Origin of the sequence: Bacillus sp. FSL P2-0099 (assembly GCF_038007445.1) — a bacterium.
GTDB lineage: Bacteria > Bacillota > Bacilli > Bacillales > Bacillaceae_G > Bacillus_A > Bacillus_A mycoides.
Genome location: NZ_JBBOXE010000001.1, coordinates 334,760 through 360,509 on the forward strand (window position 1 = coordinate 334,760; position 25,750 = coordinate 360,509).

A 25,750-nucleotide genomic window follows, 5' to 3' on the forward strand; every position below is an offset into this window, starting at 1 on the left:
TGTTCCATAAAGGAACAGCTTTTTTTCTTGAAAAATTTTGTTATAATTTTAAATGTTACAAATAAAGGGGTAAGGGGCAAAGTCATGGAAGAACTAAGCTTTCAAGTCATTATTTTATTAGTTGCATTCGGGTTTTTAGCAGCTTTTATTGATTCGGTTGTTGGAGGGGGAGGATTAATTTCGCTTCCTGCACTTATGTTTGTTGGTTTATCACCAGCTTCGGCAATCGCAACGAATAAATTAGCTGCAACGATGGGGACGCTTACGAGCACAATTTATTTTATTCGATCAGGTAAGGTGAATTTTCGGATTGTAGGAAAGTTAATCCCGTTAACTATTATTGGAGCAGTCGCAGGGGCTTTAGTAGTAAAGTTTATTCCGCCTGATATTTTGCGTCCACTAGTACTCGTAATGTTGGTTTTTATTGCCATTTATATTATTGCGAAAAAAGATTGGGGAAGTGCATCTACCTATAAAAAGATGACAAAAGGAAAAACATTAATGTTTTTCTTTGTTATTTTAATGATAGGATTTTATGATGGATTTTTTGGACCAGGGACAGGATCCTTTTTAATTTTTGCATTTTTATTAATTGGTTTGGATTTTATTCAAGCGGCAGCATCTGGAAAACTTTTGAACTTCGTTAGTAATATCGTATCTTTAATTACTTTTTTATTTTTAGATGTGATTCATTTTGAATACGGTATAATTATGGGCTTATCAATGATTTTAGGTGCTTATTTTGGATCGAAGTTTGCGGTTCAAAAAGGTGTTGGATATGTAAGGACTTTATTTTTATTAGTTACTATTTTATTAATCGGGAAAAATGTTTTGGAATATACTCATATTTTGTAGATTCATACGTATGTATGAATCTCTTTTTTTTATTATATTTTAAAAATTTATTAATTTTTAAAATATAAGTCTAGGAATATTTGAATAAATCTAAATTATCGTGTAGAATAATGTTGTAAAATGTAAACGTTTTTCTAAGGGGAGGCTAAAAAGATGGTAGTAGCATACAAACATGAGCCATTTACAGATTTTTCAGTAGAGGCTAACAAATTAGCGTTTGAAGAGGGTTTAAAGAAAGTAGAATCTTATCTTGGACAAGACTATCCATTAATTATCGGGGGAGAAAAAATCACTACAGAAGATAAAATTGTTTCTGTAAACCCTGCAAATAAAGAGGAACTTGTTGGTCGTGTTTCAAAAGCAAGCCGTGAATTAGCTGAAAAAGCAATGCAAGTAGCGGATGCAACATTCCAAACTTGGAGAAAGTCAAAACCAGAAATGCGTGCAGATATTTTATTCCGTGCTGCAGCAATCGTTCGTCGTAGAAAACATGAGTTCTCTGCTATTCTTGTAAAAGAAGCAGGTAAACCATGGAATGAGGCAGATGCTGATACAGCAGAAGCAATCGATTTTATGGAATATTATGCTCGTCAAATGTTGAAATTAAAAGACGGTATTCCAGTAGAAAGCCGTCCAATTGAATATAATCGTTTCTCTTACATTCCATTAGGAGTAGGTGTTATCATTTCTCCTTGGAATTTCCCATTCGCAATTATGGCAGGTATGACAACAGCTGCCGTAGTTTCTGGTAACACAGTATTACTAAAACCAGCTAGTACAACTCCTGTAGTAGCAGCGAAATTTATGGAAGTATTAGAAGAAGCTGGTTTACCAGCTGGCGTAGTAAACTTCGTTCCAGGTAATGGTTCTGAAGTTGGTGACTATTTAGTAGATCACCCTCGTACACGTTTCGTTAGCTTCACTGGATCTCGCGATGTAGGTATTCGTATTTACGAACGTGCAGCAAAAGTAAACCCAGGACAAATTTGGTTAAAACGTGTTATCGCTGAAATGGGCGGTAAAGATACAATCGTTGTTGATAAAGAGGCAGATCTTGAATTAGCAGCTAAATCTATCGTTGCATCAGCATTCGGATTCTCAGGACAAAAATGTTCTGCATGTTCTCGTGCAGTAATCCATGAAGATGTATACGATCATGTATTAAATCGTGCTGTTGAATTAACAAAAGAATTAACAGTAGGTAACCCAGATGCAAAAGATATTAACATGGGACCTGTTAATGACCAAGCTGCATTCGATAAAGTAATGAGCTATGTTGCAATTGGTAAAGAAGAAGGTAAAATCGTATCAGGTGGCGAAGGAGACGATTCTAAAGGCTGGTTCATCCAACCAACAATCGTTGCTGACGTTGCAGAAGATGCTCGCTTAATGAAAGAAGAAATCTTCGGACCAGTAGTAGCATTCTGTAAAGCAAAAGACTTTGATCATGCACTTGCAATTGCAAACAATACTGAATACGGTTTAACAGGAGCAGTTGTTACTAACAACCGTGACCATATTGAAAAAGCACGTGAAGACTTCCACGTTGGTAACTTATACTTCAACCGTGGATGTACTGGTGCAATCGTAGGTTACCAACCATTCGGTGGCTTTAACATGTCTGGTACAGACTCTAAAGCTGGTGGCCCTGATTACTTAGCGCTTCACATGCAAGCAAAAACTACTTCTGAAACTTTATAAGAAATAGTAGAAAAGATCTTCACAGACTGTGAAGATCTTTTCTTTTTGAGAAACTCTCTATAGCAGAAGCAATCGATTTTATAGAAGCTAGTTAATTTCAATCAAGAAAAGGTTTCTAAATATTACTATTTGTTCTTTTGAATTAGTTAAACCCTATTAATATCGGGATAAACATGAAAATAGAAACAAAACAGCGAGAAAAATGGACTTATTAGTCATATTTTTTAGTATTCATTTTGAGGATTTCCTGTATAATACAATTTGAAAGAAAATCTATGGTTAGACAAGAGAACACTCCTTTCGGCTTTGCTAACTGAAAGGAGTGTTTTTTTAGGTCGCTAAAAATTCTTCTGTACTCATTATATTTGCGTATACTCCATTTAAACTCGCCAAAATTGTATTATGAATATAAACAGCTGGTATAGTAACATTCTTAAATGAAAGATCTTTTGTAGCACAAGCATCGTGTATTACGGTACAGTGAAGGCCAAAATCAAAAGCAGCTCTTACTGTAGCATCAATACACATATGGGTCATCATCCCGCATATTACGACGTGCTCAATTCCTGAACGTTGTAATTGTTCTAGAAGAACAGTTTCTCGGAAGCTATTTGGATAATGTTTAAGGATAACGGTTTCCTCTCTAAGTGGACGGACATTTTCGTGAATATGGACACCTTCTGTATTGGGTAGGAAAAAAGTAGCGCTATCTTTTATAGCTACATGTTGGATATGAAAAATAGGTTCGTTTCTTATTCTAAAATGTTGTAGTAGCTGACTAGCATATTCACTTGCTTCTACTGGATTACGTAATTCCATCATTCCGCTTGGAAAATAATCATTTTGAATGTCGACGAGCAAAAGAGCTGTTTTCATATATCTATCTTCCTCCGATTTCATATTCAAATAATGTTATTCAATGAATAGAGAAGATTCTCCTTTTTAAAAGTATGAGTGAGAAGGATTTTACATAACTTTAAAAATCACTATTGTATTGTTACTTTTTATTTGAAAATCTAAATAGAGAAATAATTAATATTTTTCCGAAAAATGTATTGACTCTCATTATTCTGAGTTCTATAATAAGACTTAATTAAACGACAATTAAATCGATACACTCTTATCCAGAGAGGTGGAGGGACTGGCCCTACGATACCTCAGCAACGGGTTTTTTAATACCGTGCTAACTCCAGCAAGCCTATAAAGGCTTGGAAGATGAGAAGATGTGAATGAGTACATATAAAAGTGCTCTCCTTCTTATCTTTTATTACTGATAAGGAGGAGAGCACTTTTTATTTTACCTCGAAAGCTCTACTTCAAGTTTTACAGCATATAGGAGGGAAGAAAATGATTTCTTTTAACAATGTAAGTAAAGTATATGAATCAGGTGGGCAATCTGTTCATGCGGTTGAGGATGTAACGCTGTCAGTTGAAAAGGGCGAAATTTTTGGCATTATCGGATTTAGTGGTGCTGGAAAGAGTACGCTATTACGTTTAGTAAATATGTTAGAAAGACCAACTGCAGGAACAATTTCAATAGATGATAAAGATATTACATCATTATCGGCGAAAGAATTACGGACACTAAGACAAGGAATTGGGATGATTTTCCAAAGTTTCAATCTATTTAATTCAAGAACGGTGTTTGGGAACATTGCTTATCCATTAAGGTTAGCGAAATTGCCGAAGAATGAGATAAAAGAAAGAGTGAATGAACTACTAAAATTTGTTGGTTTAGAAGATAAAGCGAACTATTATCCAGAACAGTTATCAGGTGGACAAAAGCAGCGTGTTGGGATTGCAAGAGCACTTGCGACATCACCGGATATTCTCATATGTGATGAGGCAACATCAGCTTTAGATCCGGAAACAACAACAGAAATCTTAAATTTATTAAAGAAAGTAAATAGAGAGTACAATTTAACGATCCTACTTATTACACATGAAATGCACGTTGTGAAAGAAATTTGTCACCGTGTAGCCGTTATGGAAAAAGGAAAAGTAATTGAGGAAGGAAAACTGTTTGACGTTTTCACACAACCAAAAACAAAGACCACTCAAAATTTTGTACGCTCTGTTATTAATGATCACTTACCAGAAAGTGTTCTAGCGAAAATTCAAAACGGAGGTCAGATTTATCGCCTGACTTTTACTGGGGAAGAGACAGGACAGCCTGTACTATCATATATTGCGAAAAACTATAACGTCGATGTAAATGTTCTTTATGGAAATATTATTGAACTCCAAAATGTGCTATTTGGAAATCTTCTTGTAGAACTACAAGGTGAACAGAAAGAAATTCAAAAAGCATTACAACATCTAAGACTGCAAGTGCAGCTGAAGGAGGTAGAAGCTCATGCGAGTTGATTGGAGTATATTTTGGCCTCGCATATTAGATGCGACGGGGGATACCCTCTTAATGGTAATTGTAACCCTTATATTCGCTACAATTCTTGGTATACCTCTAGGTTTACTATTGTATGTAACGAGAAAAGGAAATTTTTTAGAAAATAAATGGGTCTTTTCTATTCTTAATATCATAATTAATACAATTCGTCCGGTTCCATTCATTATCTTTTTAGTAGCTTTAAGCCCACTAACAAGAAGTGTTATTGGAACGACGATTGGAACGGCTGCAGCAATCTTCCCAATGACGTTAGTTGCATCAATTGGTATTGCTAGAATGGTTGAAACCAATCTTGTTTCTGTTCCGAAAGGAGTAATTGAAGCAGCACAAGCAATGGGCGCTTCACCACTTAGAATTGTTTTTGAAATCCTCGTACCAGAAGCTTTAGCACCATTGATCCTAGGTGTCACGTTTATGACGGTCGGTTTAATTGAATTTTCTGCAGTCGCAGGACTTGTCGGTGGTGGCGGTCTTGGTGACTTAGCAATGACATATGGTTATCAACGCTTTGATACGTCAGTTATGTTTGTAACGGTCGTTTTACTTATTATTCTTGTACAGGTGGCTCAAAATTTAGGGAACTACTTTGCGAAAGTCTTTTTACGCAGATCATAAAAAGGAAGAGGGGAAAAGAAAATGAAGAAAATTTTAGCATTTGCATTATCAGCGATCGTAGGAATTACAGCATTAAGCGGCTGCTCAGGTGGAGACACAGGTGCAGGAGCGAAAGAGAAAGTAGTTCGCGTCGGTGTAACTGGAACAGATGGAGACGTTTGGGAAATTTTAAAGAAAAAAGCTGAAAAAGAAGGGATTAAAATTAAACTGGTTGAGTTCTCTGATTACACAACACCCAACAAAGCGTTAGCTGATGGAGATATTGAACTAAACTCATTCCAGCACATTGCTTTCTTAGAGCAATTTAAAAAGGAGCATAAGTTAGATATTACAGCTGTTGGTACAACGCAAATTGCACCGATGGGCTTATACTCTGAAAAATATAAGAAAGCAAATGAAATCCCAGATGGTTCGGAAATTGCTATTCCGAATGATCCAACGAACCAAGCACGTGCATTAAAACTTCTTGATGCAGCTGGATTATTAAAGCTTAAGAAAGATTTTGGTCTATTTGGGGATCCAAGTGGTATCGCTGAAAATCCAAAGAAGCTAAAAGTTACACCGGTTATCGCACAGCAAACACCTCGTGTGTTAAAAGATGTAGCGGCTTCAGTTATTAATAACGGTGTTGCTGGTCAAGCTGGATTAGACCCAGCGAAGGATCCAATTTTCTTAGAAGATCCAAATAATGAAAATGCAAAGGCCTATATTAATATTTTCGCAGCTCGTACGAAAGATAAAAATGATCCAACACTGAAAAAAGTAATTGAGTTATACCATTCAAAAGAAGTAACAGATGCAATTAAGAAAGAAACAAATGATGGTTCAATTTCAGTAGATCTTTCACTTGATGAGCTTGAAAAAATCGTAAAATAATTATTGAGTTTAACGACTAACAGTAGGAACCCCTCCGCTGTTAGCTCGTTCAACATATAATCTACTTAACAAACAAAACCCTAATTCTGTACCTTCTAATTTTGTATAACATAGAATCCAATGTTTGTTAAGTAGAGTGATGGACCAGGAGTTTTCCTGGTCTTTTTTTAATTAAAGCAGCTGGCTAATAATAAGGAAATCCAAATTATGATTGGGTAAGAGATTAAACTAAAAATGAGTGTACTTGCTAATTTCTTTTTAGGGATTAATAGTTTCTTTGATGAAAATAAGAAAAGAGAAAATAGGATAATGATAGATGCTGAGATTACTCCTGGATTATAAGAACGATAAATGAAATACAAGATAATATGCTGAACGGCGTTAAAGAAGATACAGCCCTGTATAAAAATGATCAAATAAATAGAAGATATGATGCTTAATTGATATAGAATGACTATGAGTAAGACGAAGGTTGTTAATATGGAAATTGCAATGAAAAATTGTTTGTTAGTTATAAAATGGATCGAAAATCGATTAGCGATATATTGTGACATTTGGAAAGCTTCTTCAAGGTTATGAAAAAAGAATAGAAGGGGGATTAGCCAGATTGTATTAGTGGTGAAATGTCTTGTTGAAGATGTTTTTATCAACTTATATCAGCTCCAATAAAGGGATAGAAAGCCTATAAGAAAAGGCTTTCTACAAGGGTATAGTTATTCAATTATGATGCTTTTTAAATTACTCTCAGGTTGCGGTTGTTCTTCAGCATAGGAGGAGAGCTCCTCTTGCAAAATATTTAGTGCGTGCTTAGCTGATTGCTGAATCGGATTCGGTAGCTCTTCTAATATACGCATACCGATTTTTATTTTTGTACGAATTACCTTTCTTAGTAATTCATCATGCATGTACTACACCTCCAAACCGAATGTTTAGTACATCATCTTCAAACTTAGCTCCTTGAATAGAAAGGTGTGTTAATGTTTTTGGTAAGGTGATATTTCGCTTCATAGAGCCGGCTCGAATAATAAGTTCATCACCTTTTTGATTTAATGAAAGTTCACTTTTGTTTGAGAAGGGAATGGACAGAACGAAAATATACTCATCACCATCTTTTTTTACATATTGTGTGCGGCCATTAAATTTCACTTCAGTAGGAGAAGGGTCTGATTTAAATAAAGCATTTCCTACACGCTCTAACATAGCTAAACCAACAACTTCTTGTTCAAACATGGGAGCTTCGTAAATAGGAAGTGGCTGAAAACTATCTTTAATTAACGCCTTATATTTCTTTTGTGTATCTTTCCATGCCTGAAAGTAAGGGTCGGTAACAGTGTTAGGGATGACGCGGTTAATCATAATGGCATCTACGTTATAATCGTATAAGTTTAAATAAGTAAAACTACGCTGAGCTTCTTTAATGACCATTTTTTCAGGATTTACAACAACGCGAATACTCGTTACTTTTCGGTTTGATAAAATATCTCTCATTTCTCCGAGCTGTTCAAGCGTATTCGTTAATTCGTCCATAATATCATCAGTTGGAAGGGGGACACCAAGAATTGGTTGAGCTACAGGACGAACAACTTTTAAAATCTTCCTTTTAATAGGAAAGAGTTTTTCCATCCACCAGCCGAGCATGTCTGGAAAGCTAAGCATTGCTAAAGTTTCTCCAGTCGGTGCGCAATCAATAATGATGACGTCGTAAGTGTTGTGTTTATAGTAATCGAGTACTCGAAGTAAGCTAATTAAATCTTCCATACCAGGGAACATCGTTAATTCTTCTGTTGTAATATCATCAGCTGCTTTTGAAGTGAAGAGTAGTGTAATGTATTTCTGCAATTTCCCCCAGCCTTTTTCCATTTCATAAATAGTGTTAATTTCTTGTGCCCACAAGTTTTCGCGAATTTCTAGTGGCTTAGAAGATAGTTTTATGCCAAATGAATCCCCTAAACTATGAGCAGGATCTGTACTCATTACTAATGTTTTTAATCCTTGTTTTGCACTTTGGATTGCTGTTGCTGCTGAAATGCTAGTTTTTCCAACGCCGCCTTTACCTGTATACAGAATAATTCTCATCATTAATATCCCCTTTGTTTCGAATTTCGAATATTACGAGTGTCGAAATATTTAATTGAATAAAAACCCAACTAGGGTCTTATCCCGCATTAACGGGCAGTAAGACTCCCGCTCAAAAATTCGACTGGAGCAAACAAATTAGGTGGGAGGTCAACTGTCCGTAAATGCCCGATTGGTTCAACTAATAATCAGTGAGGGATGAGAAAAACCCCCACTGATTAAAGTTTCACTTTATTCAATCGGAATGTTTTTCATTTTAGGTGTAGAAACCTTTTCTTCTGTTTTTTGCTGTGACGTAGCAATGTGATTCATGATCTTTTGGAATATTTGTAGTAAGAATGCTTTTTCTTCTTCTGACAATGCATCTGTCACTAGGCTAAAGTAATGGGCCGCATTTTGTTTTACTTCTTGAACGAGCATTACGCCGTTTTCTGTTAAACGAATTAATACAATGCGTCGATCGCTTTCATTCCGGTAGCGTTCAATATATCCCTTTTTTACAAGGCGATTTACAACGCCCGTTGTTGTACTCATCGGTATATCAAGAAGATCAGCAATTTTTGTCATTGTAATATCCGTATTTCGCTCCATCCAAAGTAAACAAAATACTTCTGTCTTGGAAAGTGTTAAATCAAGACTTACCCATTCTTCAGGATAGAAAAGTTTCTTGGCGTTATCTAGCAGTAAGTCTAAAAAATGTTCATATTGTAACAATTATTTCCACTCCCGTATATTTCGAGGTTCGTAATATTTGTTTTTATTTTATGTGGAATTGAAATAAATGTCAATGTTTTTAACTGTTTTTTTCAGATTAGAAAGAAAATTATCTTCAAAATAGAATTTTTTTGTGACAGATTAATAAATAGAAAAATGATTTTACATAAAAAACCATTGTGATAAATATATTTATCTATAATAGGTGTACAGCTAACGAGGGGGAGAACGATGAGAAGACGAAATACGCAAGCGTTCACGTTTTTAGCATGGACTTCATTTGTTTGTGCGCTTTCAGGAATGCTAATTGGGATTTACACGTTAGATGAAACGCTTAGTGTAAAAGGGTACTATTTAATCGGAACATTATTTTTAACGATGTCTTGTTTTGTATTACAAAAAACAATTCGTGATAATGAGGAAGATAATGAAAGATTTCCGAAAAATAAATCGTTAGATAAAGAGTAAATTGTAAAGAAAGGCACTTGCCTTTCTTTTTTTATGTAAAAATGCCGTAAGTGCCGTGTGTTGACTTGCTTGAAGTACTGAAAATTTGGTATCATCAATAGTATTGTAGATTGAACGATATATTATGGAGGTGGCCTAGCCGTGTCAAGAATTTCCGTTGAGAATGTAAAGCACGTAGCACATTTAGCACGTCTTGCAATTACTGATCAAGAAGCAGAAAAATTTCAAAAACAACTAGATGCAATTGTTACATTTGCAGAACAGTTAAATGAATTAGATACAACTGATGTAAAACCAACAACTCATGTATTAACTATGAAAAATGTTATGCGTGAAGATGTACCAGAAAAAGGTTTACCAGTAGAAGAAGTATTAAAAAATGCACCGGATCACAAAGATAATCAAATCCGTGTTCCAGCAGTATTAGAATAGAGGAGGGAATTTCGATGTCATTATTTGATCATTCTGTATCAGAGTTACATAAGAAGTTAAACAACAAAGAAATTTCCGTTACGGATTTAGTAGAAGAATCTTACAAACGTATTTCGGATGTTGAAGATAACGTAAAAGCTTTTCTTACATTAGATGAAGAAAATGCACGCGCGAAAGCGAAAGAATTAGATGCAAAGATTGGTGCTGAGGATAATGGTTTATTATTCGGTATGCCAATTGGTGTAAAAGATAACATTGTAACTAACGGTCTTCGTACAACTTGTGCGAGCAAAATATTAGCAAACTTCGATCCAATTTACGATGCGACAGTTGTACAAAAGCTAAAAGCTGCTGACACAGTTACAATCGGTAAATTAAATATGGACGAGTTCGCAATGGGTTCTTCAAATGAAAACTCAGGCTTCTACGCTACAAAAAATCCATGGAACTTAGACTACGTTCCAGGCGGATCTAGTGGTGGTTCTGCAGCAGCAGTAGCAGCAGGAGAAGTATTATTCTCTCTAGGTTCTGATACGGGTGGTTCTATCCGTCAGCCAGCTGCATATTGCGGCGTTGTAGGTTTAAAACCAACTTACGGACGCGTATCTCGTTACGGATTAGTAGCATTCGCATCTTCACTTGACCAAATCGGACCGATTACACGTACAGTAGAAGATAATGCATACTTATTACAAGCTATTTCAGGTATTGACCGTATGGATGCAACTTCTGCAAACGTTGAAGTAGGAAACTACTTAGCTGGTTTAACAGGCGATGTTAAAGGTTTACGTATTGCTGTACCGAAAGAATACTTAGGCGAAGGTGTTGGCGAAGAAGCTCGTGAGTCAGTACTAGCTGCTTTAAAAGTGTTAGAAGGTATGGGCGCAACTTGGGAGGAAGTATCTCTTCCGCACTCTAAATACGCTCTAGCAACGTATTACTTATTATCTTCTTCTGAAGCATCTGCGAACCTTTCACGCTTTGATGGCGTACGTTACGGTGTTCGTTCTGATAATGTAAATAACTTATTAGATCTTTACAAAAATACACGTAGCGAAGGTTTCGGTGATGAAGTAAAACGTCGTATTATGCTTGGTACATTTGCTCTTAGCTCTGGTTACTATGATGCATATTACAAAAAAGCACAACAAGTACGTACATTAATTAAAAATGACTTTGAAAATGTATTTGCTAACTACGATGTTATTATTGGACCAACAACGCCAACTCCAGCATTTAAAGTGGGCGAAAAAGTGGACGATCCAATGACAATGTATGCAAATGACATTTTAACAATTCCAGTAAACTTAGCGGGTGTGCCAGCGATTTCTGTTCCATGTGGATTCGGTGCTAACAACATGCCACTTGGTCTACAAATCATTGGTAAACACTTCGATGAAACGACGATTTACCGCGTTGCACATGCGTTTGAGCAAGCAACAGACTATCATACAAAAAAAGCAAGTCTGTAAGGAGGCGAGCATAGATGAATTTAGAAACAATTATTGGTTTAGAGGTTCACGTTGAGTTAAAAACAAATTCGAAAATTTTCTCTGCGAGTCCAACAGAATTCGGAGCGGAGCCAAATACACAAACAAGTGTAATTGACTTAGGATACCCAGGGGTACTTCCTACTTTAAATAAGGAAGCAGTTAACTTTGCAATGAAAGCTGCAATGGCATTAAACTGTGAAATCGCAACGGAAACGAAGTTCGACCGTAAAAACTATTTCTACCCAGATAATCCGAAAGCTTACCAAATCTCTCAATTTGATAAGCCAATTGGTGAAAATGGTTGGATTGAAATCGAAGTAGACGGTAAAAAGAAACGTATCGGTATTACACGTCTTCATTTAGAAGAAGATGCTGGTAAATCAACGCATGCAGCTGACGGTTCATTAGTAGACTACAACCGTCAAGGTATGCCTTTAATCGAGATCGTATCTGAGCCAGATATGCGTACTCCAGAAGAAGCATATGCGTACTTAGAGAAGTTAAAATCAATCATTCAATATACAGGTGTATCTGATTGTAAGATGGAAGAAGGTTCTCTTCGTTGTGATGCGAATATTTCACTTCGTCCAGTTGGACAAGAGAAGTTCGGTACAAAAGCAGAACTGAAAAACTTAAACTCTTTCACTTACGTGCAAAAAGGTCTTGAGCATGAGCAAGTGCGCCAAGAAAAAGAATTATTATCTGGTGGTATCATCCAACAAGAAACACGTCGTTATGACGAAGCAACGAAGAAAACAATCTTAATGCGTATAAAAGAAGGATCTGACGATTACCGTTACTTCCCAGAGCCAGACTTAGTTGAACTTTACATCGACGATGAGTGGAAAGAAGAAATTCGTGCTTCTATTCCAGAACTTCCAGATGCACGTAAAGCTCGCTATGTTGAAGAAGTTGGCTTACCAGCTTATGATGCGCATGTATTGACATTAACGAAAGAGATGTCTGATTTCTTTGAAGCAACAGTTGCAGACGGTGCTGATGCGAAATTAACATCAAACTGGTTAATGGGTGAAGTACTTGCATACTTAAACAAACAACAAAAAGAATTAAAAGACGTTGCATTAACGCCAGCTGGCTTAGCTAAAATGGTTCAATTAATTGAAAAAGGTACAATTTCTTCTAAAATCGCGAAGAAAGTATTTAATGAATTAATTGAAAAAGGTGGAGACCCAGAAGAAATCGTTAAAGCGAAAGGTCTGGTTCAAATTTCTGACGAAGGAACACTTCGTAAGGTTGTAACAGAAATTCTTGATAATAATGAGCAATCTATTGAAGACTTTAAAAACGGTAAAGACCGTGCAATTGGCTTCTTAGTTGGTCAAATTATGAAAGCTACAAAAGGACAAGCAAATCCACCGCTTGTTAATAAAATCTTACTTGAAGAGATTAATAAGCGCTAAAAAAAGAGAAGAATTCTTATTTTTGAACGCTAAAATAGTATAGGTTCTTAAAGATTAAACAGAAAAAACACCCGTATTTGGGTGTTTTTTCTGAGTTAATCAAACGTTTGTTTAAATGGTGAAAAATAATTTAAACAAACGTTTGATTAACTGTCAAAAGTGAAAAAATGTTTGTATAGCAACTATGGTATGATAGTTGCAAAAAGGTGGGAATAATGATAAATCTAGACATAGAGAGTTTTTTCATCTCATGAAATAATAGATAATTATTATTCATTATATGTAAATTGATGTGAGAGTTTTACTGCCCGTAAATAGCGGGATAAATTTCTTGGTTAAATAAAGCAAAACTATCAGGCGTGAATAGTTACTTTTGATGGGCCACACGAATCGGGTTCTTACTGCCTGTTTGAGCGGAATTAAAGAAGGATAGGAAGATGAGAGGAGGTAAGCATAGGGATACTGAATAAGGGTTCGGTGTATTCGTTTTTCAATGAATAAGGAATTTCCTGTGCTAATAAATGATGAAGCGAGCAAGAATTATTTATAATCCTACTTCTGGGCGCGAGCTATTTAAGAAGAGCTTACCAGAAGTATTACAAAAATTAGAACAAGCTGGATATGAAGCGTCTTGTCATGCGACAACTGGTCCTGGAGATGCGACTGTGGCAGCGAGGCAAGCTGCGGATCGTAAGTTTGATGTTGTTATCGCAGCTGGTGGTGATGGTACGTTAAATGAAGTAGTGAACGGTTTAGTAGGACATGAGCATCGTCCAAAGTTTGGAATTATTCCAGTTGGAACGACAAATGATTTTGCGCGTGCGATCGGTGTACCTCGTGTTATTGAAGAGGCTGCGGATATTATTTGTGAAGGAACAACGGTACCGTTAGATCTTGGTAGAGCAAATGATACATATTTCATTAATATCGCTGGTGGCGGCCGTATTACAGAATTAACATATGAAGTACCAAGCAAGCTAAAAACGGTATTAGGCCAACTTGCTTACTATTTAAAAGGAATCGAAATGTTACCATCATTACATCCAACATATGTTGAAATTGAGTATGATGGGAAGTTGCTACAAGAAGAAATTACGATGTTTTTAATTACGAATACTCGTTCAGTTGGTGGATTCGAAAAAGTAGCACCATATGCATCTATTAACGATGGATTATTTGATTTATTAGTACTGAAAAAAGGTTCTATCGCTGATTTAATTAAAGCAGCAACACAAGCGCAGCGTGGGGAACATATTAACAATCCGAAAGTACTATATACACAAGCGAATCGTATTAAAGTGCATTCACCTGATAAATTAATGATCAACTTAGATGGTGAATATGGCGGAGATGCACCAATGGAATTTGAAAATATATATCATTGTCTGGAACTATTTGTTCCTGAACATCAAGAGGATGCCCTGTAAAGGCATCTTTTTTTTGCTTTCACCTCACTATTTGCGAGTAATAAGATTCCCTCACTGATTAAAGTTTCTCTATGTGCAGATGAATTGTAAATTGTAAGTTAGTTTGATTTTTATGGTATTTTTACAATCCGTTTATTTTATATCCATATTTTATTGATACACTGGAAGAGATAAGAAATGAGAGGTAGGATGCTATGGAGAAGGTAAAAGCAATATTATTTGATAAAGACGGGACATTAATGGATTTTCATTCAATTTGGATAAAAGTAGCTGAAGAGCTTGTTGCAGAATGTATAAATTTATATCAATTACCAGAATCAATGCAGCAGGCTTTATTAAAAGAGATTGGCGTAGATGGAGTATTTGTTCATCCGCGTAGTGCGCTCGCTGCTGGAACGAGTCTTGATGTGGCCAAGGGGCTTTGTAAGTATATTGCATCATCTAGAGAAGAAGAGATGCATCAATGGGTGAGTGAAAAGTTGTTTGCTCTTATGTACGAGCATCGTTCACATATGAGAATGACGGCAGATTTACCGAAAGTTTTACAAGCGTTAAAGGATAGAGGGTTTATTCTAGGTGTCGTTACAGCTGATGATTTCGCGCCGACAGAATTATTTTTAAAGCAATATCAATTGGAAGCTTTTTTTGATTGTGTTATAGCTTCAGATACATTTCCAGCACAGAAGCCAGATAAAAAAATTGTAGAATCGTTTTGTGAGAGATTTAATTTAGAGACATGTGAAGTAGCAGTCATCGGGGATACACCGACGGATTTACATTTAGCGAAAAATGGTGGCGACTGTTATGCGATTGGCGTACTATCTGGTACGGGTGATCGTCAAACGTTAGAACCACTTGCAGATTTAGTATTACAATCTGTTGAAGATTTAATTTCTCATTCAGGTGAGTTTATTTGGGAACAAGGAAAGTCTAATGTATAAATGAATAAGTCTATAAGGACTCTATATGAGTCTTTATAGACTTATTTTTTTATGCCGAGATAGTAAGAGAATGGGATGAATACTAGAAAGAGGAAGTTGGCATACATCTTGCAATATAAAGAGAAAACATTGTATAGAAAAGGATGGGGTACACAATGAACACAAAAAAATTTGCTAAAGTAAATGAACAAATTCCTGGACCGAAAGCAGCGTCTTTATTAGAACGCCGCCAAAATATAGTACCAAAAGGAGTAAGTAATGGTATTCCAACATTTGTACAGTCTGCAAATGGTGCACTCGTAACAGATGTGGATGGAAATCAGTACATTGATTTCGCAGGAGCAATTGGGACAATTAATGTAGGACACTGTCATCCAGCTGTTAAAGAAGCGCTTCATAAACAAGTAGATCAATATATTCATACTGGATTTAATGTGATGATGTATGAGCCGTATATTGAATTGGCAGAAAAGCTTGCCGCGTTAGCGCCAGGTAATTTCGATAAACAAGTGCTGTTTTTAAATAGTGGGGCAGAAGCGGTTGAAAATGCAGTGAAGATTGCTCGTAAATATACGAAGAGACCTGGAATTATCGCATTTTCTAAAGGATTTCATGGGCGTACATTAATGACAATGACGATGACAAGTAAAGTAAAACCATATAAATTTGGATTTGGCCCATTTGCTCCAGAAGTATATAAAGCGCCATTCCCATATGAATACCGTCGCCCAGAAGGTTTAACAGAAGAGCAGTATGATGACTTTATCATTGAAGAGTTGAAGAACTTCTTCATATCAGAAGTAGCACCAGAAACAATTGCAGCAGTTGTAATGGAACCTGTTCAAGGGGAAGGCGGATTTATCGTTCCAAGTAAGAAATTCGTTCAAGAAGTACGCAGCATTTGTTCAGAGCACGGTATTTTATTTGTAGCTGATGAAATTCAAACAGGCTTTAGTCGTACCGGAAAATACTTTGCAATTGATCATTATGATGTCGTTCCAGACTTAATTACGGTATCTAAATCATTAGGTGCTGGTGTACCGATAAGTGGCGTGATTGGACGTAAAGAAATTATGAATGAGTCTGCACCGGGAGAACTGGGCGGAACATATGCAGGAAGCCCACTAGGATGTGCGGCTGCATTAGCTGTGCTTGATGTAATAGAAAAAGAGAAATTAAATGATAGAGCGATAGAAGTAGGGAAAGTCGTAATGAACCGATTCCAAGAGATGAAAAACAAATATAATTGCATCGGTGATGTGCGCGGCTTAGGGGCAATGTGTGCATTCGAGCTCGTTCAAGATCGCAAAACGAAAGCGCCTGATAAAACATTAGCGTCTAATTTATGTGCAGAAGCAAATAAGCATGGATTACTTCTACTATCAGCAGGAACATATGGAAATGTTATTCGTGTTTTAATGCCATTAGTGATTACAGATGAGCAACTTGAGGAAGGTTTAACAATAATTGAAGAATCATTGCAAGCTTGTTATGAGCAAGCAAATATCGCTCGTGTATAAAGAATTGGGATAACTTAAAAAAGGGCATAAAGCTTTTCTTTTTAGGCGAAAGAGAGCATCTGGCCATGCATAGAATCGGTCAGCCCCTTTTCCTGCCCCATGCCAAGCTAAAACAAAGTGAGGGTGTGGTTGCGATGGCATTCTGTATTTTTCAAGGCAGCGAATTATGTGTTGAAAAAATATAAATAGATTTGTATAAATAACAAATTGAAAACATTCTAGCTTACTCTATATAAAATGCAGAAAATTCACTTTATAATAAAGGTAGTGGAGTGAATCGATGGATTTAAAGTAAGGGGTGGCTAGGATGGTTGCAGAAAAGGAACGAGTGTTGATGGATTTACAAGATGTATTTGAATATGCATTTGACGAAATTTTTGTTACGGATGATAAAGGAATCGTTGTACGTGTAAATAGCATGTGTGAAAGACATTACCAGCTCTCTGCTAAGGAATTAGTAGGAAAGCATGTAAAAGAACTACAAAAAGAAGGGATTTTTTATCCGTCTGCAACGTTAGAAGTAATTGAAAAGAAAAGGCCAGTTGAACTTGTTCAAACAACGAAATCAGGAGAGTATTTGCATGTTCGTACAAGGCCTGTTTTTGATGATGAGGGAAATTTAAGAAGAGTGATTAGTTATTCTCGTGATCTTACAGAACTCTATCAATTACGTCAAAAGGTAGAGGAAATGGATAATCAGTTAAAAACATATAAAAAAGAATTAAGAGAAACATATGAACACGAAGGACTTATTTTTAAAAGTATCGCTATGCAAAAAATAATCGAAACAATAAAAAAAGTATCTGTAGTAGATAGTACTGTTCTCGTATTAGGTGAGACTGGTGTGGGGAAAAGCCGATTAGTATGCCATTTGCATGAAGTGAGTCACCGGAAGAATGAAAGTTTCTATGAAATTAATTGTGCGGCATTGCCGACGAATTTAATCGAATCTGAGCTTTTTGGATATTCAGGTGGGTCTTTTACAGGTGCAAATCGTGAAGGGAAAAAGGGGCTATTAGAATCAGCGCATAAAGGAACTCTTTTCTTAGATGAAATTGGTGAAATGCCGCTTGAAATTCAAGCGAAGCTTTTGCAAGTATTGCAAGAAAAAACGTTTCGTCCTATAGGCGGAAGAGAATTAAAAAAGGTGGACGTTAGAATTGTAGCGGCAACAAATAGAGATTTAAGTACGATGGTGAAACAAGGAACATTCCGGAAAGATTTATACTATCGTCTGAATGTCATTCCAATTTCAATTCCGCCACTTCGGGAGAGAACAGAAGACATTTTGCCGCTCATCTATCATTATTTACAGCATTTTAATAAAAAGTACGGACGTGATGTGAAGTTAGCACCTAGTACGTTACAAATGTTTGTAGGGTACCCTTGGGAAGGAAATAATAGAGAGATTGAAAATGTAATTGAACGAATTGTTATCACTGCTGATGATTTTGTAACGGTAGAAGATTTGCCACTATCTATGCAAGAGGCAACAGTTGAACAATCTGGACAAAGTCTTTATAGAATGCTGGAAGAGGTAGAGAGAAATATTATTCTTAAAGCGTATAAAACGTATGGATCAAGTTATAAAGTGGCTGAGTTTTTGCAAATAAGTCAATCTGCTGCTACTAGGAAAATTAAGAAGTTTATAGAGGAGGAAGAAAACATTGGATAAAAAAGCGACGTTCGTAAACTTAGATAAAAAAGCGATGTATATAAATGGTGAGTGGATTACACTGCAAGAACAAATCGAAGTGAATAATCCAGCGACAAAGGAAGTATTTGCAACTGTACCAAAGGGCGGGATTACAGAGGCAAAGCAAGCAGTTGATGCTGCACATGAGGCTTTTAAATTATGGTCAAAATTAACGGCAGCGGATCGCGCAGTAAAGTTAAAAAAATGGTTCACGCTCATTGATGAAAATAAAGAAGAAATTGCAGCAATCATGACGAGAGAGCAAGGGAAGCCGTTTGCAGAAGCACTTGGTGAAGTGAATTATGCAAATAGTTTTGTTGAATGGTACGCAGAAGAAGGAAAGCGAATATACGGTGAAATGATTCCTGCTTCTCATCCGAATAAGCGTATTTTAGTTATGAAGCAACCAGTTGGGGTTATGGCAGCTATTACGCCTTGGAATTTCCCGGCTGCTATGATTACGAGAAAGGTAGCTCCAGCACTTGCAGCAGGCTGTACGGCAGTTGTGAAACCAGCGAGTCAAACGCCATTAACTGCATTGAAGTTAGTTGAATTAGCACATGAAGCAGATATTCCAAAAGGTGTAATAAATATTGTAACAGGTAGTGCAAAAGCAATTGCTGATACGTGGATGGAAGATGAGCGCGTTCGAAAAGTTTCCTTTACAGGATCAACTGAAATTGGAAAAGAATTAATGGCTAGCGCTGCGCAAACGATGAAAAAGGTTTCGCTTGAATTAGGTGGTCACGCTCCATTTATTGTTATGAATGATGCTGATTTAGATAAGGCGGTAGAAGCGGTAATTGGTTCGAAATTCCGTAACGCAGGACAAACGTGTATATGTACAAACCGCATCTTTGTTCAAGAAGAAGTGTATGAAGAATTTGCAGGGAAGTTCACAACAGCTGTAGAGCAGCTGAAAGTCGGAGATGGATTCGGCGAAGGAACAACTGTAGGTCCACTTATTGATGCGAATGCAGTTTCGAAAGTACAAGAACATATTGAAGATGCAATTCAAAAGGGCGGAGAAGTTTTATACGGTGGCCATAAATTTGCAGAGTTAGATGGTTATTTCATTCAGCCAACAGTAATTGGATTGGCAAATGACAAGATGCTTTGTATGAATGAAGAAACATTTGGACCGGTTGCACCAGTTGCGAAATTTAAAACAGTTGAAGAAGTAATCGAACGAGCAAATAATACACCATATGGCTTGGCTGCTTATATTTTCACAAAAGATATTAGCCAAGCATTCCAAATTAGTGAAGCGTTAGAGTACGGAATTATCGGCTTAAACGATGGCCTTCCATCAGTTGCACAAGCACCATTTGGGGGCTTTAAAGAAAGTGGTATCGGCCGTGAAGGAGGCCATTTCGGTATCGAGGAATATTTAGAAATTAAATATATTTCGTTAGGACTATAAGTAGTATACTAGAATCTCTATAAGGTAACAGAGAAGGAGATTCTAGTATGGTATATTGGCTATTATTACTCGTAACAATTATTTTTGAAGTAGCTGGAACGATTGCGATGAAGTTATCGAACGGTTTAACAAAGCTTGTTCCAAGTGTACTTATTTTCGTATTCTATGGAATTTGTTTCAGCGTGTTTGCTATCGTTGTTAAAAAGATTCATTTAAGCATTGCTTATGCAATTTGGTCTGGTGTGGGAACGCTACTTATTACAATCATTAGTGTGTACTTTTTTAAAGAGCATATTAATTTATTCCAAGCATTTTGTATTCTCTTTATTGTTTTAGGAGTAATTGGACTGAAAGTGTCATCGGCATCATAAAAGGCTATCTTCCGGCGTGGAAGATAGCCTTTTATTTTTATTAAAACGCCCAGTTACCTTTACGGAAGATCGGCTCATGTCTTCCATCAGCTGTAATGCCGTCGATATCAAGCTCAGCTGATCCAATCATGAAGTCTTCGTGTGTAATACTAGCATTTGCGCCATTTTCAGCAAGTTCTTCTTTAGACATTGTTTTTCCGCCAACTAAGTTAAATGCATAAGCATTTCCGATTGCAAGGTGGCAAGATGCATTTTCATCAAATAGCGTATTGTAGAATAAAATATTTGTGTTTGAAATTGGTGAATCATGAGGTACTAAAGCTACTTCGCCTAAGAAGTGAGAACCTTCATCTGTTTCTACTAAATGTTTTAAAGCCTCTTCACCAGATTCAGCTTTATAGTCTACGATACGTCCGTTTTCAAATGTTAACGTGAAGTTATCAATAATGTTACCTGCAAATGCTAACGGTTTTGTGCTAGATACTTGGCCGTTCACACCTGTTTTAAGAGGCATTGTAAATACTTCTTCAGTTGGAATGTTAGCCATAAATGCTACGTTCTTTTCATTTAAGCTACCAGCACCAGCCCATACATGCTTCTCTGGAAGTTCGATTGTTAAGTCTGTTCCAGGGCCTGTATAGTGAAGAGCTTTATAATGTTTTTCGTTTAAGTAATCTACTTTTGTATGTAGTGTTTCATCATGTTCTTTCCATGCTTCCACAGGATTTTCTAAATCAGCACGAGTAGCTTTGAAGATAGCATCCCATAGCTTTGTTTCTTGTTCTTCTGGCGCTACGTCAGGGAATACTTTTGCAGCCCATTCTTTCGTAGGAACAGAAATTACACACCAGCTTACTTTATCTGCTTGTACATAATCACGGTATACTTTCATCGCTTCTCCAGCTACTTTATGAGCTGTTGCAATTTTCTTTGGTTCTACACCTTTTAATAGATCAGGATTCTCTGCATAGATGGACATAAATGCAGCGCCTTCTTTTGCTAATTCTTCACGAGCATTTGCTTTCCAAGAAGGGAATTCAGAGAAAGCTTCTTCAGGAGCTAGATCGAACTTTAAGCGTGTTAACGTCTCATCATTCCAATCAACATACACGTGTTTTGCACCAGATTTATATGCTTTTTCTGTAACTAGGCGTACAAACTGTACAGCCTCAAGAGGTGCACTGATTGATAAAGTTTGTCCGGGTTGAATATTAACACCAACATTGACTGCAAGGGCAGCATATTTCTCTAACGTTTGTTCAAATGACATATGTATAATCTCCTTTAGTTTGAAAGATTTCTTACTATATATAATACAAGAAAATTCTAAAAATATATATAAATATAACGTAAAAAGAGAGCTCAAAATGTATTGAACTCTAATAGTTATTTAATCGAAGAAGCAAATTGTTCTACAGTCGTTGTATGGTGTATGCGAACACGCTTCATTTTTAACAACTCATCAGGTTCACCCTTCGTAATGAATTGTCCAGGCTTCGTTGTTGTTGCAAATTGATAGTGTTTCTTTGTTTCTGCGATAACTTTATCATCTACATGACCGAAAGGATAAGCAATTGAGATAACAGGCTTACCTGTTATTTTCTCTAGCTTTTCTTTTGATCCTTTTAACTCTTCATCATAGTTTGTAATTTTCGGCAAGTCTGCGTGTGTTGCTGTGTGAGATTGTACAGAAAAAATACCTGAATCAACCATTTCTTTTATTTCAGATGTAGAAAGGGCACCTTCTACATCAACGTTATCAACAATCATATATTCCGTTGCCGTTGGTTTAAAAGTATCATCTTTTAGCTTTTGTAAAATGCGAAATGCATTCATATTATTTTTCATACCGTCATCAAATGTAACGAAAATCGGCTTGTTTACTTTATTTATATCGCTCCAGCGTTCAAATGTTAATAATGTATAACCATTGTCTTTTAAATACTTCATTTGTGCTTCAAAGTTAGCGGGTGATACGAATAAATCTTTAATACCTTGTCCATGATAATCGTCAATTGCGTGGTACATAAGAACAGGAACTTTTTGCTCGAAAGTAATAGTAGATTTCGTAAGTGGAATAGTTTTTCCGCCCTCTGTTGTTCCTGTAGCTTCAATTTGATATTCACCGCGTTTTCCTTCAAATTCTTTTATATCAAAGGGAAGTGTAAATTGTTGATTTTTCTCTTTAGAAGAAAAGGATTTGGCACTTTCCTTTCCATCAGCAGTGCGCCAAATTTTATATTGTACTTCGGTTAAAGAATCTTTTATGTCTGTAATATGAATATTTGCGTTTGTAGATTCGTGCGTAATTAGATTATAAGAAATTTTACCTTGTTCCCGCACCGTCTCTTCTTGTTTCTTAACCTCTTGAACCTTTTTTTCTTTTTTAGGCTCTACATTGCTAGTATTACATCCTGCTAGAATGGCAGATGTACATAAAGCAATCGCTGCGTATTTTCTCATAAAATCACCTTCTATTGTGTATTATGTTGCATGCTTACATTAAAATCCCCACCGCTATAAGAGAGGTGGGGATATACCCTTGTTCATCATATCATTTGAAGAAAATGAGGGGAATATGATTTTTAGGAGGAGCTATTAGGCGATAGATTAATGACTTTGAATCGATGTATTCTTTCGTTTCTTATTGGAATTGATAATAATATAACCTACTACAAAAATGAGAGGAATAATAAAGACATAGATAGGTATTCCCCATACATAATAGCTTTTCATGCTTAAAACTAGTAAGTGTAAGAAGTCGAAAAGGGCGTGAGCTTTCATAATATCCTCCAATGTATTTTTTTACAAATTATAACATTGTTCATTTGTAATTTGTATATTTTGGTAAAAGATTTAAGTTAATTTTAAAGTAAGAGAAAGGTTTATTAATATGCAATTTTGCATATGTAGAGTAGTTTATATTAAAATATAAGGGTTTTGGACTATAATAAAACCGCTATAAATTTAAGTAAGAATGATGTATGGAGTGGAGAATAGAAATGAAATATAAAAAAATAGTATATATCCTTCTCATATCGCTATTCATAGTCGGTTGTCAAAGTGAAACGAGTAAAGCGAATAGTGTGGAAGAGTATATTCCGCCGCATCTTATGAATGCGGAAGTGACGGCGGATATTATGACATTAGAGATGGATCCAGATGCTCTTAAAAAGGTAGGGAATATTGGTCAAAGAATGAGAGAGCATCTAGTGAATAATATGGAATGGTATTTAAAATACGTAGAAGAGCATGCAGAGAAAAAAAGTTTTCCATATCATCCTAATTTCGGTGTTACAAAAGAAGAGTATGAGTTTGTACTAAATGCAATTGATCAAAGTAAATTGGTTAATACAAAGGATGGAAAGCTGAAATTCAAGAAAAAAAGTGACCATGAAGTAGAGATTTTTTCAAGTGAAAGTATAAAACTTCTTAAATATATAGTTATTGATACGGAGAAGAATACAGTAAAAACATCTCTAGGCGAATGTGAATATTTTGGAGAAATACTGGCATCGCCAGAACAGAAGTTAACTGGTCCTTGGCACGGAAAACAATGGATGTTAAAAAAAGATGACTTAATATATATGTTTTCTTTAGGGAAAATGGAAACAGGAAATAAATCAATTATTGATATTTCGGTGAAAGGTGAATATAAGGGAGAAATTATTAATAAGGAAGAGGCATTAGAGTTTTCTTCAGTTTCTTAAATGATGATAATAAAAAAATCACCTTGCTGTCTAAGCGAAGGTGATTTTTTATTAAATAAACAATCCAGCGATTGTTGCAGATAAAATAGAAGCAAGTGTTGATGCAAATAGCATTTTCCAACCGAATTTTGATACGATGCTTCCTTGCTTTTCAGAAAGGGCACGGATTGTACCAACGATTGCACCAATTTGGCTAATACTTGCGAAGCTAATTAAGAATACAGTAACGATTCCAACTGTACGTGGATCTAATGTTGCGGCAGCGCCTTTTAAATCAAGGATTGCTACAAACTCGTTTAATACAATCTTCGTACCCATAATACCACCAGCTGGGATAATATCATGAGTTGGGATACCCATTAAGAATGCGAATGGAGCAAGTATATAACCGAAGATTTGTTGTAAAGTAACAGCATATCCCATTGCACCTGAAGCAGCGCTGATTACATAGTTTACAACTTCCATAACACCGATAAAGGCGATCATTAATGCGGCAACGATACCAGCTACTTTTAAACCATCAAGCGCACCGTTAATCATAGCGCCGATAAAGCTGTCTCCGAATAGAGTTCTATCAAATTTTTGAATCACTTCATCTTCCTTTTTCGTATCAACTGGTGTTAATAACGAACAAACGATTAAGCTTGAGAATAAGTTTAGTGGAAGAGCTGCTAGTACATATTTCGCATCTAACATCATTACGTATGATGCTGTAACAGAAGCAGAAACTGAGCTCATCGCAGAACAACAAATGATAAACATACGGTTTTTATTAAAATGCTGTAAATCGTTTTTAATAACGATTAACGCTTCACTTGAACCGAAGAATACAGAGTTTACTGCGTGGAATGATTCAACGCGTGGTAAACCAGTAATTTTTGAAATTGCACCGCCGACAACGCGAACGATGAATGGTAAAACACCTAAATAACTAAAGATAGAAAGTAGTGCTGAGAAAAATACGATAATTAATAATACATTTAAGAAAAAGACAAAATCTCTTTGAATTCCATTAAAGAGAAAATCGACACCTGTCGTACCGAGTTTAATTAGTTTGTTGAAAACTTTACTAATGAAGATGATAATTTGTTGACCAATTTTTGTGCCAAACATAAACCAACCGATTAAAATTTGGAAACCAATCATAATAGCAATTGCACGGAAGTTGATTTTACTTTTGTTGTTTGACAAAGCAAAGCATAAACCTAAAACGACAAGAATACCGATAATGCTCATTACATATTGCATGTAGTTGCCCCTTTCAGAAGTTCGTATAAAGTTTTTACATAAAACGCTCGTTATATTACTAAAAATAAAGTAATGGAAGTTTCATGTCATACGTAAGATGTCTGACCTTTTTGAAAAATAAAAAAAAGACCCTATGGATTCACTTTCATCTATGAGAGAAAGCTAATCAATAGGAGTCTTTTTTATACATAGGCTAATATTCATTAGTTTTCCCCATAGTCCAGCAATTTAAGGTTGCCGGGTAGAAACTCTCGATCCATATTATCGACTATATATGAGGTAACATCGTCCGTATTAAATTAGTAGTAGCGTAACATTACTAGAGAACTATCGTCAATAGCTTTTTTTCTTCCAAT

24 protein-coding genes and 2 riboswitches are annotated in these 25,750 nt (G+C 36.0%); of the genes, 16 read left to right on the forward strand and 8 right to left on the reverse strand.

Going from position 1 to position 25,750, the window contains the following annotated elements; translation table 11 throughout:
* The first annotated feature begins 84 nt into the window (after positions 1-84).
* Together MKY90_RS01805 and pruA are read left to right on the forward strand one after the other, a co-directional pair.
* Positions 85-855: a TSUP family transporter gene (locus MKY90_RS01805; RefSeq protein WP_341090167.1), complete on the forward strand. Its 771-nt coding sequence runs from the start codon at positions 85-87 to the stop codon at positions 853-855.
* A 153-nt stretch (positions 856-1,008) separates the two neighbouring features.
* Positions 1,009-2,556, forward strand: coding sequence for an L-glutamate gamma-semialdehyde dehydrogenase (gene pruA / locus MKY90_RS01810; RefSeq protein WP_002124887.1), 1,548 nt, complete (start codon positions 1,009-1,011; stop codon positions 2,554-2,556).
* A 330-nt stretch (positions 2,557-2,886) separates the two neighbouring features.
* Here the strand turns inward: pruA and MKY90_RS01815 are convergent, their stop codons facing one another.
* Positions 2,887-3,432: a cysteine hydrolase family protein gene (locus tag MKY90_RS01815; RefSeq protein ID WP_002124889.1), complete on the reverse strand. Its 546-nt coding sequence runs from the start codon at positions 3,430-3,432 to the stop codon at positions 2,887-2,889.
* Positions 3,433-3,673: 241 nt separating this feature from the next.
* Positions 3,674-3,778, forward strand: a riboswitch (SAM riboswitch).
* Between the two features lie 125 nt (positions 3,779-3,903).
* On the opposite strand from MKY90_RS01815, the gene MKY90_RS01820 reads away from it, so the two are divergent.
* From MKY90_RS01820 to MKY90_RS01830, 3 genes are read left to right on the forward strand one after another with little or no spacing between them, the layout of a single operon-like run.
* Positions 3,904-4,923 carry a methionine ABC transporter ATP-binding protein gene (locus MKY90_RS01820; RefSeq protein WP_341090170.1) on the forward strand — a complete coding sequence of 340 codons (1,020 nt, stop codon included), beginning with the start codon at positions 3,904-3,906 and terminating at the stop codon, positions 4,921-4,923.
* The gene (locus tag MKY90_RS01825; protein ID WP_002091343.1) at positions 4,913-5,578 is read left to right on the forward strand and encodes a methionine ABC transporter permease; all 666 of its coding nucleotides are present in this window, start codon (positions 4,913-4,915) and stop codon (positions 5,576-5,578) included. Before MKY90_RS01820 ends, MKY90_RS01825 begins: the two co-directional genes overlap by 11 nt.
* 21 nt (positions 5,579-5,599) lie before the next feature.
* Entirely contained in the window at positions 5,600-6,454 is an 855-nt protein-coding gene (locus MKY90_RS01830; RefSeq protein ID WP_002029488.1) for a MetQ/NlpA family ABC transporter substrate-binding protein, read from the forward strand.
* A gap of 167 nt (positions 6,455-6,621) precedes the next feature.
* Here the strand turns inward: MKY90_RS01830 and MKY90_RS01835 are convergent, their stop codons facing one another.
* From MKY90_RS01835 to MKY90_RS01850, 4 genes are all read right to left on the reverse strand, one after another.
* Positions 6,622-7,104: an HXXEE domain-containing protein gene (locus tag MKY90_RS01835; protein ID WP_098167878.1), complete on the reverse strand. Its 483-nt coding sequence runs from the start codon at positions 7,102-7,104 to the stop codon at positions 6,622-6,624.
* A gap of 63 nt (positions 7,105-7,167) precedes the next feature.
* Positions 7,168-7,359 carry a DUF3926 domain-containing protein gene (locus tag MKY90_RS01840; protein WP_002091335.1) on the reverse strand — a complete coding sequence of 64 codons (192 nt, stop codon included), beginning with the start codon at positions 7,357-7,359 and terminating at the stop codon, positions 7,168-7,170.
* A complete protein-coding gene (locus MKY90_RS01845) occupies positions 7,352-8,533 on the reverse strand; it encodes an ArsA family ATPase (RefSeq protein ID WP_098167877.1) in 1,182 nt (393 codons plus the stop codon). The genes MKY90_RS01840 and MKY90_RS01845 overlap by 8 nt, the downstream gene beginning before the upstream one ends.
* 228 nt (positions 8,534-8,761) lie before the next feature.
* Positions 8,762-9,244, reverse strand: coding sequence for a MarR family winged helix-turn-helix transcriptional regulator (locus tag MKY90_RS01850; RefSeq protein ID WP_000942491.1), 483 nt, complete (start codon positions 9,242-9,244; stop codon positions 8,762-8,764).
* 231 nt (positions 9,245-9,475) lie between these two features.
* Here MKY90_RS01850 and MKY90_RS01855 point away from each other — a divergent pair, with 231 nt between their 5' ends.
* From MKY90_RS01855 to MKY90_RS01900, 10 genes are all read left to right on the forward strand, one after another.
* Positions 9,476-9,712, forward strand: a complete 237-nt coding sequence (locus MKY90_RS01855) for a YiaA/YiaB family inner membrane protein (RefSeq protein WP_002029490.1) — start codon at positions 9,476-9,478, stop codon at positions 9,710-9,712.
* A gap of 141 nt (positions 9,713-9,853) precedes the next feature.
* A complete protein-coding gene (gatC, locus tag MKY90_RS01860) occupies positions 9,854-10,144 on the forward strand; it encodes an Asp-tRNA(Asn)/Glu-tRNA(Gln) amidotransferase subunit GatC (RefSeq protein WP_000086999.1) in 291 nt (96 codons plus the stop codon).
* Between the two features lie 14 nt (positions 10,145-10,158).
* Positions 10,159-11,616, forward strand: a complete 1,458-nt coding sequence (gene gatA / locus MKY90_RS01865; protein ID WP_002010048.1) for an Asp-tRNA(Asn)/Glu-tRNA(Gln) amidotransferase subunit GatA — start codon at positions 10,159-10,161, stop codon at positions 11,614-11,616.
* A gap of 14 nt (positions 11,617-11,630) precedes the next feature.
* Entirely contained in the window at positions 11,631-13,058 is a 1,428-nt protein-coding gene (gatB, locus tag MKY90_RS01870; protein WP_002010050.1) for an Asp-tRNA(Asn)/Glu-tRNA(Gln) amidotransferase subunit GatB, read from the forward strand.
* 521 nt (positions 13,059-13,579) lie between these two features.
* Entirely contained in the window at positions 13,580-14,485 is a 906-nt protein-coding gene (locus MKY90_RS01875; RefSeq protein ID WP_002010051.1) for a diacylglycerol kinase, read from the forward strand.
* A 194-nt stretch (positions 14,486-14,679) separates the two neighbouring features.
* Positions 14,680-15,426, forward strand: coding sequence for an HAD family hydrolase (locus tag MKY90_RS01880; RefSeq protein ID WP_098167876.1), 747 nt, complete (start codon positions 14,680-14,682; stop codon positions 15,424-15,426).
* Between the two features lie 155 nt (positions 15,427-15,581).
* Positions 15,582-16,946: a 4-aminobutyrate--2-oxoglutarate transaminase gene (gene gabT, locus MKY90_RS01885; RefSeq protein ID WP_176523424.1), complete on the forward strand. Its 1,365-nt coding sequence runs from the start codon at positions 15,582-15,584 to the stop codon at positions 16,944-16,946.
* A gap of 307 nt (positions 16,947-17,253) precedes the next feature.
* Positions 17,254-18,621 carry a sigma-54 interaction domain-containing protein gene (locus tag MKY90_RS01890; protein ID WP_098167874.1) on the forward strand — a complete coding sequence of 456 codons (1,368 nt, stop codon included), beginning with the start codon at positions 17,254-17,256 and terminating at the stop codon, positions 18,619-18,621.
* On the forward strand, positions 18,614-20,065 hold the full coding sequence (gabD, locus tag MKY90_RS01895; RefSeq protein WP_002124905.1) for an NADP-dependent succinate-semialdehyde dehydrogenase: 1,452 nt from the start codon (positions 18,614-18,616) through the stop codon (positions 20,063-20,065). The genes MKY90_RS01890 and gabD overlap by 8 nt, the downstream gene beginning before the upstream one ends.
* A 47-nt stretch (positions 20,066-20,112) precedes the next feature.
* On the forward strand, positions 20,113-20,436 hold the full coding sequence (locus tag MKY90_RS01900) for a DMT family transporter (protein WP_000263259.1): 324 nt from the start codon (positions 20,113-20,115) through the stop codon (positions 20,434-20,436).
* Between the two features lie 40 nt (positions 20,437-20,476).
* Here MKY90_RS01900 and MKY90_RS01905 read toward each other — a convergent pair whose 3' ends face one another.
* Positions 20,477-21,706 carry an aminopeptidase gene (locus MKY90_RS01905; RefSeq protein ID WP_002029496.1) on the reverse strand — a complete coding sequence of 410 codons (1,230 nt, stop codon included), beginning with the start codon at positions 21,704-21,706 and terminating at the stop codon, positions 20,477-20,479.
* Between the two features lie 116 nt (positions 21,707-21,822).
* Positions 21,823-22,899, reverse strand: coding sequence for a polysaccharide deacetylase family protein (locus tag MKY90_RS01910; RefSeq protein WP_215599089.1), 1,077 nt, complete (start codon positions 22,897-22,899; stop codon positions 21,823-21,825).
* A 539-nt stretch (positions 22,900-23,438) separates the two neighbouring features.
* On the opposite strand from MKY90_RS01910, the gene MKY90_RS01915 reads away from it, so the two are divergent.
* On the forward strand, positions 23,439-24,146 hold the full coding sequence (locus MKY90_RS01915; RefSeq protein WP_002140208.1) for a hypothetical protein: 708 nt from the start codon (positions 23,439-23,441) through the stop codon (positions 24,144-24,146).
* A gap of 51 nt (positions 24,147-24,197) precedes the next feature.
* Here the strand turns inward: MKY90_RS01915 and MKY90_RS01920 are convergent, their stop codons facing one another.
* Entirely contained in the window at positions 24,198-25,394 is a 1,197-nt protein-coding gene (locus MKY90_RS01920; RefSeq protein ID WP_002063580.1) for a NupC/NupG family nucleoside CNT transporter, read from the reverse strand.
* A gap of 196 nt (positions 25,395-25,590) precedes the next feature.
* Positions 25,591-25,692: riboswitch (purine riboswitch) on the reverse strand.
* Between the last annotated feature and the right edge of the window lie 58 nt (positions 25,693-25,750).

Excerpts from the sequence above, each read along its gene's own strand:
- MKY90_RS01805 (WP_341090167.1), top strand. The coding sequence starts at position 85 with ATGGAAGAACTAAGCTTTCAAGTCATTATTTTATTAGTTGCATTCGGG.
- pruA (WP_002124887.1), top strand. The coding sequence starts at position 1,009 with ATGGTAGTAGCATACAAACATGAGCCATTTACAGATTTTTCAGTAGAG.
- MKY90_RS01815 (WP_002124889.1), bottom strand. The coding sequence starts at position 3,432 with ATGAAAACAGCTCTTTTGCTCGTCGACATTCAAAATGATTATTTTCCA.
- MKY90_RS01820 (WP_341090170.1), top strand. The coding sequence starts at position 3,904 with ATGATTTCTTTTAACAATGTAAGTAAAGTATATGAATCAGGTGGGCAA.
- MKY90_RS01825 (WP_002091343.1), top strand. The coding sequence starts at position 4,913 with ATGCGAGTTGATTGGAGTATATTTTGGCCTCGCATATTAGATGCGACG.
- MKY90_RS01830 (WP_002029488.1), top strand. The coding sequence starts at position 5,600 with ATGAAGAAAATTTTAGCATTTGCATTATCAGCGATCGTAGGAATTACA.
- MKY90_RS01840 (WP_002091335.1), bottom strand. The coding sequence starts at position 7,359 with ATGCATGATGAATTACTAAGAAAGGTAATTCGTACAAAAATAAAAATC.
- MKY90_RS01845 (WP_098167877.1), bottom strand. The coding sequence starts at position 8,533 with ATGATGAGAATTATTCTGTATACAGGTAAAGGCGGCGTTGGAAAAACT.
- MKY90_RS01855 (WP_002029490.1), top strand. The coding sequence starts at position 9,476 with ATGAGAAGACGAAATACGCAAGCGTTCACGTTTTTAGCATGGACTTCA.
- gatA (WP_002010048.1), top strand. The coding sequence starts at position 10,159 with ATGTCATTATTTGATCATTCTGTATCAGAGTTACATAAGAAGTTAAAC.
- gatB (WP_002010050.1), top strand. The coding sequence starts at position 11,631 with ATGAATTTAGAAACAATTATTGGTTTAGAGGTTCACGTTGAGTTAAAA.
- MKY90_RS01875 (WP_002010051.1), top strand. The coding sequence starts at position 13,580 with ATGATGAAGCGAGCAAGAATTATTTATAATCCTACTTCTGGGCGCGAG.
- MKY90_RS01880 (WP_098167876.1), top strand. The coding sequence starts at position 14,680 with ATGGAGAAGGTAAAAGCAATATTATTTGATAAAGACGGGACATTAATG.
- gabT (WP_176523424.1), top strand. The coding sequence starts at position 15,582 with ATGAACACAAAAAAATTTGCTAAAGTAAATGAACAAATTCCTGGACCG.
- MKY90_RS01890 (WP_098167874.1), top strand. The coding sequence starts at position 17,254 with ATGGTTGCAGAAAAGGAACGAGTGTTGATGGATTTACAAGATGTATTT.
- MKY90_RS01900 (WP_000263259.1), top strand. The coding sequence starts at position 20,113 with ATGGTATATTGGCTATTATTACTCGTAACAATTATTTTTGAAGTAGCT.
- MKY90_RS01905 (WP_002029496.1), bottom strand. The coding sequence starts at position 21,706 with ATGTCATTTGAACAAACGTTAGAGAAATATGCTGCCCTTGCAGTCAAT.
- MKY90_RS01910 (WP_215599089.1), bottom strand. The coding sequence starts at position 22,899 with ATGAGAAAATACGCAGCGATTGCTTTATGTACATCTGCCATTCTAGCA.
- MKY90_RS01915 (WP_002140208.1), top strand. The coding sequence starts at position 23,439 with ATGAAATATAAAAAAATAGTATATATCCTTCTCATATCGCTATTCATA.
- MKY90_RS01920 (WP_002063580.1), bottom strand. The coding sequence starts at position 25,394 with ATGCAATATGTAATGAGCATTATCGGTATTCTTGTCGTTTTAGGTTTA.